The sequence below is a fragment of the Brevibacillus sp. FSL K6-0770 genome, assembly GCF_038000275.1.
In the GTDB taxonomy this organism is placed as follows: domain Bacteria; phylum Bacillota; class Bacilli; order Brevibacillales; family Brevibacillaceae; genus Brevibacillus; species Brevibacillus parabrevis.
The window spans coordinates 790,760-805,256 of sequence record NZ_JBBOBQ010000001.1; the positions used below are offsets into that span (position 1 = coordinate 790,760).

Annotated in this window: 13 protein-coding genes; 12 read left to right on the plus strand and 1 reads right to left on the minus strand. The window is 51.5% G+C overall.

The genetic code is table 11. The features are described 5' to 3' along the window. Positions 1–21: 21 nt before the first annotated feature. Complete coding sequence (locus NST23_RS04040; protein ID WP_280649166.1) at positions 22–489, minus strand: hypothetical protein; 468 nt, start codon at positions 487–489, stop codon at positions 22–24. Between the two features lie 87 nt (positions 490–576). On the opposite strand from NST23_RS04040, the gene NST23_RS04045 reads away from it, so the two are divergent. From NST23_RS04045 to NST23_RS04100, 12 genes are all read left to right on the plus strand, one after another. After that, positions 577–969, plus strand: coding sequence for a hypothetical protein (locus NST23_RS04045; protein ID WP_122966325.1), 393 nt, complete (start codon positions 577–579; stop codon positions 967–969). A 261-nt stretch (positions 970–1,230) separates the two neighbouring features. Further along, entirely contained in the window at positions 1,231–2,268 is a 1,038-nt protein-coding gene (locus NST23_RS04050) for an ABC transporter substrate-binding protein (RefSeq protein ID WP_280649167.1), read from the plus strand. Then, positions 2,265–4,355 carry a Fe(3+)-hydroxamate ABC transporter permease FhuB gene (fhuB, locus tag NST23_RS04055; RefSeq protein WP_122966323.1) on the plus strand — a complete coding sequence of 697 codons (2,091 nt, stop codon included), beginning with the start codon at positions 2,265–2,267 and terminating at the stop codon, positions 4,353–4,355. The genes NST23_RS04050 and fhuB overlap by 4 nt, the downstream gene beginning before the upstream one ends. Before the next feature lie 119 nt (positions 4,356–4,474). Then, positions 4,475–6,121, plus strand: a complete 1,647-nt coding sequence (locus NST23_RS04060; protein WP_445662485.1) for a helix-turn-helix domain-containing protein — start codon at positions 4,475–4,477, stop codon at positions 6,119–6,121. Positions 6,122–6,225: 104 nt separating this feature from the next. Beyond that, complete coding sequence (locus NST23_RS04065) at positions 6,226–7,260, plus strand: ABC transporter substrate-binding protein (protein ID WP_340963166.1); 1,035 nt, start codon at positions 6,226–6,228, stop codon at positions 7,258–7,260. 183 nt (positions 7,261–7,443) lie between these two features. Beyond that, positions 7,444–8,268, plus strand: a complete 825-nt coding sequence (locus tag NST23_RS04070) for a hypothetical protein (RefSeq protein WP_340963169.1) — start codon at positions 7,444–7,446, stop codon at positions 8,266–8,268. A 42-nt stretch (positions 8,269–8,310) separates the two neighbouring features. Next, positions 8,311–9,045, plus strand: a complete 735-nt coding sequence (locus NST23_RS04075) for a hypothetical protein (RefSeq protein ID WP_173598691.1) — start codon at positions 8,311–8,313, stop codon at positions 9,043–9,045. 171 nt (positions 9,046–9,216) lie between these two features. After that, a complete protein-coding gene (locus NST23_RS04080) occupies positions 9,217–10,272 on the plus strand; it encodes a fatty acid desaturase (protein ID WP_122966318.1) in 1,056 nt (351 codons plus the stop codon). Positions 10,273–10,337: 65 nt separating this feature from the next. Further along, positions 10,338–11,468, plus strand: a complete 1,131-nt coding sequence (locus NST23_RS04085) for a sensor histidine kinase (protein ID WP_122966317.1) — start codon at positions 10,338–10,340, stop codon at positions 11,466–11,468. Positions 11,469–11,470: 2 nt separating this feature from the next. Continuing rightward, complete coding sequence (locus tag NST23_RS04090; RefSeq protein ID WP_063230618.1) at positions 11,471–12,070, plus strand: response regulator transcription factor; 600 nt, start codon at positions 11,471–11,473, stop codon at positions 12,068–12,070. 207 nt (positions 12,071–12,277) lie between these two features. After that, positions 12,278–13,267, plus strand: coding sequence for an ROK family protein (locus NST23_RS04095; RefSeq protein ID WP_173597149.1), 990 nt, complete (start codon positions 12,278–12,280; stop codon positions 13,265–13,267). A 105-nt stretch (positions 13,268–13,372) separates the two neighbouring features. Then, positions 13,373–14,437: a Gfo/Idh/MocA family protein gene (locus tag NST23_RS04100; RefSeq protein WP_340963171.1), complete on the plus strand. Its 1,065-nt coding sequence runs from the start codon at positions 13,373–13,375 to the stop codon at positions 14,435–14,437. Positions 14,438–14,497: the final 60 nt, after the last annotated feature.

Below are 14,497 nucleotides of genomic sequence, written 5' to 3' on the forward strand. Positions count from 1 at the left end.
CTCCCTGACAAGGTAGGATTATTAAAACGCGTATGTAAACAACGTACCTGAGACATTTCCCACAACCCTCAATCGATAAGTATGACCTTGCCCAGCGTCATAATAGGTTTTAGTTGAAGTACCTGATTTGAACGTATTTGTTTCAACTTCGGCCCAACCATCTGCCCACGCCTGTTCTTCTTCAAGAACAATGTCATAGCTAGAGCCTAGACCTCTGGTTTTTGCGGTAGATGCGATCTTAAGTCCATACTTACCTGTGGGAATACTGAAACTTTTTTTAATTTGATAGTGCGTGGTCACATCGAAATCAGCACTAAATAATAGTTTTTCCTCCATCAGTGGGGTAATCGTTGACTCATGGACTTTAGCATTTCCTGACTCGGGTGTTTTGATAACATCCCCAGGCTTGGCTAAAGCCATAGGAGTTGCAAGTGTAAGTATAGCTAAAGATGTTAAAAGTAAAGTTTTTAGTTTATGACTAAACTGCATAATATCAAAATCCTCCTAATTTTATGAAATTATGCTACAATCTATTTATAACACATTTAAGGATAAAAATGGAAGGTGGTTTTTGTGTTGAAACAAAAAATTCTTAAATATGTAACACTCATTGTTGCAATCATTTTCGCAGCATTTATTTATTTTCAATACTTTGGATGGCATGCTACAGCAGAAGGAACACTTGATAAGTACCTGGAAATGGTTCGAACAGGACAAGCAGAAAGTGCGTATGATTTAATTGATCAAAGCAATCCTGGACAATATCCTGACAGGGAGAAGTTTATCGATTCAGTAAAAAGCGGGGGCTTAATTGACTATCACATAAAGGAAGTAAATTATAAAAATAAGGATCTAGCAGAAATTCAATTCGTTATGAACTATAAAAATGTTGAGCAAAAGAAAACCATGAAAGTCAAAAAAATTAATGGCGAATGGAAGGTACTTATTAGAAAAGTTGTCGAAGAATAAAAGGTCTTACAAAGTAATCAGGATCAACTTACCTTCATGCAGGCATTAAAAAAGTGTCTTCAATTCTAAGAAAAAGGGCATTTGTCTCTTGACTGAGCAGGTGTCTTTTTTTCATGTAGTAAATGACTCAGGCTATTGATTTATTTGCATATTCTAATATTGACAAGGAAAATGATAATCATTATCATGCATAGTGGAAGACATGACCATCACCAGTAATCATCTTTAGAATGCTTGCAAAGAAAAAGGGGGAGTCATTACATGCGTTTCATGAAATTGCCGATCCTGCTCGTCTTTTTGTCGGCTATGCTTTTGCTGGCAGCGTGCGGGAACGGAGGAGCCGCTAACCAAAATACGCAATCCGGTTCCGGACAGGCACAGCCAAACGCGGCAACGCCGCAGCCGGAAGCAGACAAATCTGCCGAGCAAGTACGTACGGTAAAGCACTTGATGGGAGAAACAGCAATCAAAGGTGTTCCTAAACGCGTTGTCGCACTGGAATGGAGCAGCGCTGAACACGTGCTGGCTCTCGGCGTACAACCTGTAGGGATTGCAGATATTCCGAATATGAAAAAATGGGTGAAACTCCCTGTAGAAATTGCCCCAGAGGTAGTCGATGTCGGCAGCCGCGTCGCACCAAACCTGGAATCGATCATGCTGGCGAAGCCTGACCTGATCATTGGGATGAAACGAAATGTGGAAGCCAACTACGACGAATTGAGCAAAATCGCTCCGACGATCGCGTTTGATTCCAATCCGGCTGAAGGCCAGGGCGATCAGTATACCCGCATGATCGACACTTTCAAAGAAATCGCGGATATTTTGGGCAAAAACGCCGAAGCAGAAAAAGTATTGCAAGACCTCGACAAGACGTATGCCGAAGCAAAAGAGCGCATCGTCAAAGCAGGCATGGACAAAACGCCAATCGTACTGGCGATGGGCTACAGCAACCAGAATGCCGTAGAATTTCGTCTATCCACAGACAACTCCACAGCGATTCAAATCTTGAACCGCGTCGGTCTGACCAACGCTTACAAAGCTAAGAAATTCGAAATGAACGGAATGACCACGACGGATGTCGAGGCTCTGCCTGCGCTCCAGGATGCGAACTTCCTACACATCATTCAAGATGATGATAACGTCATCGAGAACCAGCTGAAAAACAATCCCGTCTGGAACGGTCTCAAATTTGTAAAAGAAAACCGCATTTACGCATTGGGCGGAGACATGTGGCCATACGGCGGTCCGTTGTCCGCACAGATCATGGCGAAAAAAGCTGCTGATTTGCTGGCGAAATGAGTCTCGCCAAGCGTGAAAGCTATGCCCAAAGCGGCGTCCATCAAGCCCCTTCTTCTTCAAGAGGAGGCTTGAGGCCGTTATGGATGCTGCTTGGCGGCCTCGTTCTGTTGGTACTGCTCACGTTTGTCAGCCTGACGCAAGGCTTGGCGGATATTTCGGTGCGCACCGTCATTGAGGCGATCACTGCTCCCAAGGATATTGCGGACCATCAGATGATTCAGGGCGTACGACTGCCCAGAACGGTGATGGGGCTTTTGTCAGGCGCAGCTTTGGCGGTCGCCGGAGCGATGATGCAAACCGTGACGCGAAACCCGCTTGCTTCGGAAACGACTTTGGGCGTCAATGCGGGTGCCTACATGTTTGTCGTTTGCGGACTGGTTTTCTGGCCCGCGATTTTGCACCAGTATCCGTTGCCTTTTGCCATGGCAGGGGGAATACTGGCTGCCGCTGCTGTGTACTACATGGCTGGCGGGCGAAAAGGAACACCGATACGCGTGGCGTTATCCGGGATGATCGTGACTCTCGTGTTTTCATCGTTGACCAGCGCCATCATTTTATTTAATGAAGAAACGACACAAGGCATCTTCATCTGGGGATCAGGCTCTTTGAAGCAAAACGACTGGTCAGGGGTACAGTTCAGCTGGCCGCTGATTATGCTTGGAATTATGTTAAGCTGTCTGATGGCAAGACAACTCGACGTCCTCAGCTTCAACGAAGAAACGGCTCAATCGCTTGGGCAAAAAGTAGGCAAAACGCGTCTTTTCGCCATGCTCATCGCGATCTTGATTACGTGTGTCAGCGTCAGCGTGGTCGGGCCGATCGGCTTTATCGGCCTGGTAGCTCCGCATTTGGTGCGGCTGAGCGGACTGACACGGCACATTTGGCTGTTGCCGATCAGCGCGATTTGGGGGGCAGCGCTTCTCGTTGCTTCCGATACGATCTCGCGTACTTTTATCAACGCCTATGGGGAATTGCCAGCTGGCGCTGTGACGGCAGCGATTGGCGGGCCGTGGCTGATTTGGCTGGCTATGCGAGTATCTCGCAAGCTGAGCGGCAGCACTGGCTCCGGGGCGCAGACATCCATGAGCGTAGGTGGCTGGCAGCGCTCTGTTCCATATCCGCTAATTGTAATTTTGCTCTGTGTGCTGCTTGCTATCGTCTGGATGTCCGGTTTGGCGATCGGCAATCTGTATTTGCCGTGGTCCGAGATTATCGCCGTGTTCATGGGGCAAGGCAACGAGATGTACAGCCAGCTGTTGTTTGAGTTGAGAATGCCGCGGTTATTGACAGCGATGCTTGCGGGCGTAGCCTTGGCGATCAGCGGCAGTCTCATGCAGAGCGCTGTGCGCAACCCGCTGGCAGACCCGCAAATCGTCGGGGTGACGAGCGGTGCGGGCGTAGGGGCGATTTTGCTGCTACTTGTGTTCCCGCAGTTTTCTTCCTGGATGCCGCTTGGAGCCATGCTCGGCGGGATCGCCGCCGCTGCGATTGTGTACGCGGTATCGTGGCGCAGAGGGTTAAACCCGGTTATTCTTACATTGGTAGGTATCGCGGTAGCCGCTGCTGGCGCGGCCTTCATTAATATTTTGATTGTCAAAGCGCAGCTTTTGGCGGCTCCGGCGCTCGCCTGGATGGCAGGCAGTACATACGGCCGCGGCTGGACAGAAATCAGTCGGCTGCTCCCCGCAATCGTCATCCTGACGCCGCTCGCGTGGTGGCTGGGACGACGTGTCGATTTGCTCGCTTTTAACGACGAGAGTTCAGTCGGCTTGGGGCTGAAAGTGCGCCAGACGAGGCTGGCCGTAGCAACGATTGCGGTATTGCTCGCTTCTGCGGCAGTCGCCAGCGTGGGGGCCGTCGGCTTTATCGGCCTGCTCGCCCCTCATGCGGCGCGGCTTTTGGTTGGTGCCCACCATCGCAAAGCCGTCGTCGTTTCCGCATTATTGGGTGCGGTATTGCTGGCTGCATCTGATCTGTTGGGGAGAGTCGTGATGATCCCCAAAGACATCCCTTCCGGCATCGTCGTTGCGCTATTGGGAGCGCCGTATTTGTTCATCTTGATGTTTCGTGCAGCAAAGATACGCTAATAGAAACCCAACATGCTCCAACGGGAAAAAGTAGTACAGGCAAAAGATTTTCAATCATGCTTGTCTACTTTTTTCTTGTATAGGACCGATGTTGAGACGAAAGCAGGGATGTGAGTCTGATGAGGAATGGCCGGAATTGTCATGCATATGTATGGACAGCTTTTCGCAAGCATCGGTTGAAAAAAGGGTTTCGTCTGGAGCAGCTGCGAGTGAGTGATTACGTCCTGTGCTACGTGGCGGAGGGAAGCGGGGAAATTACCGTCAACGCGAAAAAGCATGTGCTGGAAGCAGGCAAGCTCATCATGCTGACTCCTGCGATGCACGTAGACGAGCTGGTTTTCCACGCGGGGCCGGTTCACATATACCGATTGCAGTACGCACGGACGGGAGCGCTGGGAGCTGCCACGAGCACTGGCAGGGATGAGGAAGTGGCGCTGCACACAGAGCCGCATCCAGCCAAACAGTGGACAGGAGCGGAAGTATTCCCTGTCTCTTCGGCGGTGTCGTTCGCGGCGAAGCTGGAGGAGCTGTTCCGGCTGGGACAGGAAGCGGAAGAAGATTGCGTCTCGTATTTGCGTGCGCAGGCGCTGTTCTGCGATTTGCTTGCAACCGCCTGCGAGGAGCAAAAAGCTCGCCAGCAGGGAGGCGACACCTCTGTTGCCGCGACGATTGACTATATGAAAAAGCATTTTCGCGAAGCACTGGATCTTGGCGCTTTGCCAAAGCTGGCTGGTCTTACGCCAAGCTCGTACTGCCGCGCGTTCAAGCGGGCGGTGGGAATGACGCCGGGAGAGTATTTGACGCAGCTGAGAATGGACGAGGCGAAAGCGATGCTCTGCGAATCTTCCTCCGCCAATCGGGTCAAAGATGTAGCGCGCAGCGTCGGCTTCTCGGATGAGCTGTATTTCAGCCGCCTGTTCAAAAAGCGCGAAGGCTTGTCGCCGCAAATCTACATGAAGCAGGCAGGACAGCGAGTCGCTGTGGCGAGCAAGCTGTTTTTGCAGGATCATTTTCTCGCGATTGGCATCCAGCCGATTGCGGCTCCTTCTTTTCCAAATTATTTTTCGACGAGAACCGGATTCCCGATTTATTTGCAGCAGCGTCTGCGCGGCACGAAGGCGCTCAATGCGGAGCAGAACATTACGCCGCAAGATATTTTGTCCTTGTCGCCGGATGTGATCGTGCAGATTGACACGGGCGCGGAGAAGGAGCAGCGGCAGTGGGCGAAGCTGGGCGAGGCAGTCATTTTCAACGGCTATTTGAAATGGTACGAGTACCAGCTTCAGCTTGCGACCGTCTTCAACAAGGAGAGCCAGGCCGAACGGGTGATCCACCATGTAGACAAAGTGGAAAAACAGGCAAAAGACGCGCTGCTCCCGGTTACGCGAAAAGGTCATTGGACGATCGTGAGAGTGCTGGAAGACGAGGTGCGGCTGTACGGAACGGAAGGCCATGCGTTGACTGACCTGTTTTACTACAAGCTCGGCTTCCAGCCCGATCCTCGCGTGACGCACGCTTCGTACAAACCCGATGCCCTGCTGACGCTGCTTGAGCTGGACCCGGAGAGAATCATCCTGTTCTGGAGCGAAAAAGAACACGTGGAGCGTCTCTGGCACAATCCGTTGTGGAGAAGCTTGCGCGCCGTGCGCGAGAAACAGGTCTACTATCCGGAAACAAGAGATTGGGACCCGTGGGGACCGCTCGGCAGGGAGTACATGATCCACAATTGCATGTCGTATTTTTTGAAGGCAATCCCGTCCATATAAAACGGACAATGGCGTGCATGGAAAAGCGCGAGCAGTCTCTATATACTATCAATTGATAATTGTTATCAATCAAGTGAACGATAGAAGTGGGGGCATATCTCGTTATGAAAAGACAGACTAGCGCACGTTCCATGCGCCATATTATGACCAGCTTGTTCGCGTTTTGCATGTTGGTTGTTCTGGCAGGTTGCGGAGGCGGAGCCAACCAGGCGCAACAAACGCAAACCCAGCCAGCGGCGGCGACAGAAACAAGCACAGCGCCAGCTCAAACCGCTCCGGCAGCAGATGTCAACGCTGAACGCGAAGTCAAGCACGCCATGGGTACTACCAAAATCAAAGGGACACCGCAACGCGTTGTCATCCTGACCAACGAAGGTACAGAAGCTTTGCTGGCGCTGGGAGTGAAACCAGTTGCTGCTGTGCAATCGTGGGATGGCGAGCCTTGGTACGATCACATCAAGGATGAGATGGCAGGAGTAGAGGCTTTGGGCTTTGAAAATGAACCGAACCTCGAAGCCATCGTCGGACTGAACCCTGATCTGATCATCGGTAACAAAGTTCGTCACGAGAAAGTGTACGATCAACTGTCCAAAATTGCGCCAACCGTGTTCTCCGAAGAGCTGTCCGGCAGATGGAAAACCAACTTCAAGCTGTACGCAGAAGCGTTGAACAAGCAAGCAGAAGGCGAGAAAGTGCTCAAAGAGTTCGACGATCGCGTAGCAGCTGCGAAAGAGAAGCTCGGTTCCAAGATCGGAACGAAAGTATCTGTAGTGAAATACTCGAAAAAAGGCGTGCAAATTTATCAAAAAGATACGTTCAGCGGCGTTTTGCTCGACCAGTTGGGTGTAGCGCGTCCAGACTCGCAAAATGTAGACAACTTCGCGGAATTTGTTTCCGAAGAAGGCATGTCTGTAATGGACGGGGATGTCCTGTTCTACTGGGTATCGGAAGCGAAAGGCGACACAGCGATCACCGAAATGTCGAAAAAATGGATGGACAGCCCGGTATTCAAATCGTTGAACGTGGCGAAAAACAATCAAGTATTCCAAGTAAGCGAAACGATCTGGAACACAGCAGGCGGCGTCAAAGCAGCCAACTTGTTGCTCGACGACATCATGAAGCGCCTCGACGTAAAATAATAGCGGCTTAAAGCCAAAACAAAAACACAAGACCTCATCCGTCAGTTGGATGGGGTCTTGTGTTTTTTTGGGGATGGCAGTTCCAGACGATAAATTTTGGAAAATGAGGCTTATAGTCTGATAGTCAGGAACAAATTATGCGCTAAAATATGGAAGGGAAAAAGAAATCGGAGGAAACCTTCTATGGATAAAAAAGCGAAGCAAATTTTGCTGAAGACATTCTGGAGCAGCCAAGGCTGGAAAGACCGTCCTTATGTATACGAGGGGGAAGATTTTGTTTATGCAAAAAGCAAAGGGATGATGTTCGATCCGCTCACGATTCATCACGATGAGGCGGTGCGGCAAATCGTGGAATTGCACGAACAAGTGACGAAGGAGAAGGTGGCGAAAGCCTTTTTGCACAGCTTGTACACCCGAAAAATTCACTTGCGCAGCGCACTCGCAAGCTGGGTATTGACCCGTCAGTTTGTGCAGCATTCGTTTGAAAGCAATGCAGGCCGCTACACCGCTCCAGCAAACGGGGTTGCCTACGCCATGTACGGAGATTGCTATGTATGCGACAGCTATCATATCGCAGGTCTGGAATCGTACACGGACGAAGATATGAACGTGCTGAATTTTGAAAGACACAAGTGGGGCGGCGTTCGTTTGAATTACCTTCCGTATGTGTTGCAAGATTTGCAGCTCATGAGCAAGGAGCCGGAGTTGGAGCTGGAAGTCACAGTGGCAGACGTGGCGATCTGGCGCCAGATGCTTGCCGCGATTGAAAGCTGCGAGCCTACAGATGCTGCACGTCAACTGGAGAAGCGGCTTGCCGGGCTTTTTCCGTCCAGCAAAAATGAGCGGGACGCATTCATGGAAATTCTCGCGTCGGCAGGCATTTTGGCGACGACCAAAGACAGGCCGGGCCGCGGCGGAAAAAACGACTTTTTCGCGGTAGTCAACTGGCGGGGCGAGGATGGCTATTCCAGGCAGGCAGTACAAGACCTTTTCGGTACGTGGATGTAGATAGAGACAAAAATGCCAAAGAGAGAAGTGGAGGAGAGAAACATGGAGAAAAATCAGCAGGAACAAAAAGTGATCATGTATCCGAAAGCGAGCGAGGTTTTTGTGGATGAGCGGCTCGCTTGCTATTTCCGGCCGTTGCTCACGTTTTCTCATCTGCACGAGGGAAGTGTCTACCAGCTTCATCTGCTCGGCACAGATGGCCTTTACTGCGAGAAAGAGTACAAACACGCCGAGAACAACTTTTTCGGCTTCCGTTACGTGGCGGGCAAGTACGAATTTCTCGGCGACCTGGACGTCTTCGGCGGAGGAAATGTGGAGGAAGTCCACGCCTATTTGCAGGCTGATTTTGCCCAAAACAAGCAGGAATATTTGAAGGATAAAGTAACGCTCAAGGCGTATAAGGAACGAATCATGGACGGGCTGGCCGAGCTGGCTGATTTTGACGTGGACTATTATGTCGAAGGCTTCTACAGCTATGAGTTTACGAAGTACCATTACGAGCTGACTGGCGAGTTTCGGCACATCACGGAGCTGACGGAGGACTGGGGGCACGACGATTCCGACGTCCTGATCGATCAGGAGACAGCCCGGGAGATGAGCGGAGAGTTTTTCATGAACTTGCAGTGGAATGTCACCCACGATTACGGGATCGAGGAGAGCATGGTATGCGGCGCGACAGAGCGCTTCCGCTTCATGTCGGTCATCGGCGGCGGAACGGTGTTTGCTTTGCTCAAGCCGGAAGAGCAGACGGTTTATTTGTTGGAGTATTTTTCGTGAGTGTTCACATATCCTAAAATTTCCAGTTGATTTGTTCAACCATGACATTTGTCATACCCTCGACTTGACGTTTATGACTACAGCGAACCGAGCGCATTTTCTACAATAAAGATAGAAAATTGCGTCTGGTCATCCAGTCATACGCGCTTCATATCGAGGAGGAACCAATTGATGCATCAATCGAACATCGCCCAGTTGAAAAAGAATGTGGCTCCCTTTGAAAAAACGGATACGAAATCGAGTATTCGCCAAATGATCAACACGATTGTTCCCTTGCTTTTTCTTTGGTACGGTGCCTATCTCAGCCTGTCAGTCTCGTACTGGCTGACGTTGCCGCTGGTCATCATCACAGCTGGTTTTGTCATTCGCACCTTCATCATTTTTCACGATTGCTGCCATCAGTCTTTTTTTAAAAGCCGGCGGGCCAATGACATTCTCGGCACGATTACGGGCGTGATTACTTGCGTGCCGTACGAACAGTGGAAGCAAAGCCATTCGATTCACCACGCCACGAGCAGCAACCTCGACAAGCGCGGTGTCGGCGACATCTGGATTTTGACCGTGGACGAATACCTCGCGGCTCCGCTCTGGCGCAAAATCGCGTACCGCATCTACCGCAATCCGCTCGTCATGTTCGGGATCGGCCCGTTCTTTGTCTTCGCGCTGCAATATCGCTTCAATCGCAAAGGGGCACGCCGCAAAGAGCGGCTGAACACGTACTTGACCAACGTGCTCTTGGTCGGCTTGTATGCGCTTCTCGCTTGGGCGATCGGTTGGCAAGCGTTTTTGCTCATACAGGTTCCTGTCTTTTTTATCTCGGGGTTGCTCGGAATCTGGCTGTTCTATGTGCAGCACCAGTTCGAGGATTCGTATTTTGAAAACGAAGAAGAGTGGAGCTACGTCAAAGCTGCTGTGGAAGGCAGCTCGTACTACAAACTGCCGCGCGTCTTGCAGTGGATTACGGGGAACATCGGCTTTCACCATGTGCATCACTTGAGTCCAAAGGTGCCAAACTACAATTTGGAAAAGGCACATAACGGGACGCCGCCGCTGCAAATGGCGACGACGATTACATTGTCTTCCAGCCTGAAATCGTTGAGCTTCCGCCTGTGGGACGAAGAGAGAAAGCAGTTTGTGAGCTTCAAGGAAATCAAGCAGATTCAAGCTTCGACCGGGGCGATTATGGACGCGTTGCACAGCCAAAAAACGAGTCTGGAAGGAAAATAAGCCTGCCCGAAACTCCTTCATTCCGATACACTGATAAGTAGTGGCGAAGAAAAAGGTGGGCATACATGCAAAAGTGGTATCACATTCTGCAAAAAAACACGGGCCTTAGCCCTTATGTGTGGGTTGTCTTCTACATCCTGCCGTTTTACTTCATTTTCCGCTCGTCGTCTACGTACGAGGTCGCAAGCGGAATCGTGATGATTCTTTTGTTTTTCGTCTGCTACGTCCTGTCGTTTCTCTCCAAAGGGTGGCTGATCTACTTTTGGACCAGTTTGCAGATCGTGATCTCGATCGCGATGACCGTCATGTTCGGCTACGTCTACTTCGCGCTGTTCCTGGCCTTTTTCATCGGGAACATCCAGAACAAGATCGGGTTCATCACGCTGTATACGATCCATCTGATCAGCACCTTTGCGACGATCAACATGGGCTTCCTTTCGAAAAATGCGCAGCTTTTCAACCAGCTTCCGTTTGTGCTCGTCAGCCTGATCGCTGTCATTTTGCTGCCAGTGACCACGTACAACTGGAACAAGCGGGAGAAGCTGCAAGGCGAGCTGAATCACGCCAACAAGCGGATTTCCGAACTGGTCAAGCTGGAGGAACGCCAGCGGATTGCCCGCGACTTGCACGATACGCTGGGACAAAAGCTGTCTTTGATCGGGCTGAAAAGCGATCTCGCCAGCAAGCTGATCTACAAAAATCCGGCTCGGGCACAGACTGAGCTGGAGGAAATCAGGCAGACGGCGCGAATTGCGTTGAAAGAAGTGCGGGAAATGGTTACGCAAATGCGCGGGACGCGGCTGACCGAGGAAATGTTTCGGATCAGGCAAATTCTCAAGGCAGCTGAAATCGAGTTTGCGCTGGAAGGCGACCCGGATTTGAACAATACGTCCTTGATGACGGAAACGGTGCTCAGTATGTGTTTGAAGGAAGCTGTGACAAATGTTATCAAGCACAGCAACGCCAGCCGGTGTTCCATCACCATCGAGCCGTCTCGTACGGATCTGATTGTGCGTGTGGCGGACAACGGCAGCGGGATGGTGGAGCAAGCGGCTTGCCGCGGAAACGGACTGCGCGGGATGCGTGAGCGGCTGGAATTTGTGAACGGCAGCATGGACATTTTATCATCGGAGGCCGGGACACAAGTCGTACTGCGGGTGCCCAACAGCTTCAAACAACCGGAAAAGGAGGCGTGAGCATGATTCGCATCGTCATTGCAGAGGATCAGCGCATGCTGCTTGGTGCTCTGGCTTCTCTGCTCGATCTGGAAGAGGATATGCAGGTCGTCGGCAGGGCGAGCAACGGTGAGGATGCCGTCAAGCTCGTCCACCTGCATAAGCCGGATATTTGCATCATGGATATCGAAATGCCTGTGAAAAGCGGTTTGGACGCTGCTGAGGAGCTGAAGGGCAGCGGCTGCAAAGTGATGATTTTGACGACCTTTGCCCGTCCGGGATACTTCGAGCGCGCCTTGAAGGCGGGAGCGAACGGCTATTTGCTCAAGGACAGCCCCAGCGAAGAGCTGGCAAGCTCGATCCGCAGCGTCATGGCGGGCAGACGAATTTATGCCCCGGAACTGGTCGATGAAGCGTATGGGCAGGAAAACCCGCTGACAGAGCGGGAAAAGGAAGTGCTTTTGCTGATTGCGGACGGCAAAAACACGAAGGAAATCGCCAGCCAGCTGTTCATTACGACGGGAACGGTGCGCAACTACATTTCCGTGATTCTCGACAAGCTCGGCGTGAGCAACCGGATTGAAGCGATCATGCACTTCAAGGAAAAAGGCTGGTTCAAGTAAACAGCAACGAAGGAAGCCCTTTCTGCGGTCTGGCAGGAAGGGTTTTTTTGCGCACAAAAAAATATTTTAAAAAGTGCGAATCCTTTATTTTCTTTTTCGCTTGTGATACAACTAGAGGTGAGTAACTTTATAAAGCCAATGGAGAAAATAATAAAGTGCCAGCAATCATCTTGCAACAGACGCAGCAACAAAAAGGAGTGGACTCGCGTGGAACAGGACGAGTATGCGGTTGGGCTTGATTTGGGCGGGACGAAAATATTGGCGGGCTTGGTGCACAAGAGCGGGCAAATGATCAACAGCACAGTGCTGCCCACTTCCTCGCAAGACGGCGAGCGGGCCGTGATCGACAGAGTGTTGGCGGCGATCGACGGCGTGCTTGGAACAGCGAATGTCGAGAGGCAAAAGGTGCGCGGAGTCGGCGTAGCTTCCGCGGGAGTCATCGACAGCAAGGCTGCGGAGGTCATTTTCGCCGGCAATCTCGGTTGGGAGCACGTTCCGATCGGCAAGCTGATCGAAGACAAATTCGCTCTTCCGGCGCAGCTTATCAATGACGCCAACGCCGCGGCAGTAGCGGAGTGGATGTGGGGAGCGGGCCGGGGCGCGCAAAACATGATTTACGTCACAGTCAGCACAGGCGTTGGTGCAGGGATCATCAGTGACGGCCAACTGGTGCAGGGGAAAGACGGCAGCGCCGGGGAGTTCGGACACATCTCGATCGATTGGAACGGTCCGTTGTGCAGCTGCGGCAATCGGGGCTGTCTCGAACTGTATGCCTCCGGTACGGCGCTCGAACATCTGGTCAAACACCAACTGGAGCAGGAGCAACGCGAGTGGACAGGCGGTTCACTTGCGGCGGGCGCTTTTCCGACGGCAAAAGAAATCGGGGAAGCGGCGCTGGCGGGAGATCGCTACAGCGTGGAGATTATCGAGCGTGCCGGGTATTGTCTGGGGATCGGCACGACCAGTCTGATTCATTTGTTCAATCCGGAAGTGGTTGTTTTTGGCGGCGGCGTGATGAACGCTTCGGATATTTTGCTCCGGGAGGTCAAGCGCAGCGTCAGGGAGCGGAGCATCCAGTCCATGGCGCGGCAGGTGCGAATCGAGCGGCAGCAAGTCGGGATTCAGGCTGGAGCAATCGGGGCAGCAGGTCTGTTGTTTGCAGAGAAACAGTCCGCGGGAAAACTTCCTGCTTACTAGCAGAATATGTATTGCCAAAATTAAGATTATTTCGTATCATTCAATTAATAACTCCACTGAAAAAATAAATTAGCAATTTGCTAACGCAAGGAGGCATACATCCGCATGGAAAAAGTAAAGGTTGCGGTGATCGGGGCAGGCTCCATTTCGGACATGCATTTGCAATCGTATCAGCAAAATGAACGCGTGCAGCTTCACGCGGTTGTCGACTTCAACGAAGCGCGCGCCAAGGAAAAAGCGGAAAAGTACCAGGCAGCGACTTACTACAGCAACATCGAGGCAGCGCTCGCCGATCCGCAAATCGACGCAGTAAGCATCTGCACCTGGAACAACACACACGCAGACCTCGCCATCTCTGCGCTGGACGCTGGCAAGCACGTACTGCTGGAAAAGCCGCTCAGCACCTCGGTTGAATCTGCTTTGCGAATTGAAGAAGCGGTCAAACGAAGCGGCAAGCTGCTCCAGGTGGGCTTCGTCAGAAGATACGATACGAACGCTCAACTGCTCAAACAGTTCATCGATGCAGGAGATTTGGGCGAGATTTATTACGCCAAAGCGTCTTGCCTGCGCCGATTGGGCAATCCCGGCGGCTGGTTCGCGGACAAGGAAAGATCGGGCGGCGGGCCGCTGATTGACCTCGGTGTCCACGTAATTGATCTGTGCTGGTACATGATGGGCTGCCCAAAAGTTGCGACCGTGAGCGGCAATACATACAACAAGCTCGGCAACCGGGCCAACGTCAAGCATTTGTCTTTTTACAAGGCGGCCGACTACGATCCCGGCAAAAACACGGTGGAAGACATGGCGAACGCCTTGATCCGCTTTGAAAACGGCGCGTCCCTGTTCGTCGATGTGAGCTACACGCTGCACGCCAAAAAAGAAGAGCTGTCCGTCAAGCTGTACGGCGACAAGGGCGGAGCAGAGGTAGAGCCGGAGCTGTCCATCATTGCGGAAAAACACAACACCATCCTCAATGTCACTCCGCAAATGGATAAGCTGTCTTTTGACTTCAAGCAAGGCTTTCAAAATGAAATCGATCATTTTATCGCATACATTTTGGGCGAAAAAGAGACGCTCAGCCCAGTTGCGCACGGCGTAGAGATGATGAAAATTCTCTGCGGCATTTACGAGTCGGCACAGACCGGCCGCGAAGTCGTTTTCACGCCGTAAATCGTGAAACCGCATCCATGCTGTACCCAATGACGGACATCCAGATTGCTACCATAAGGA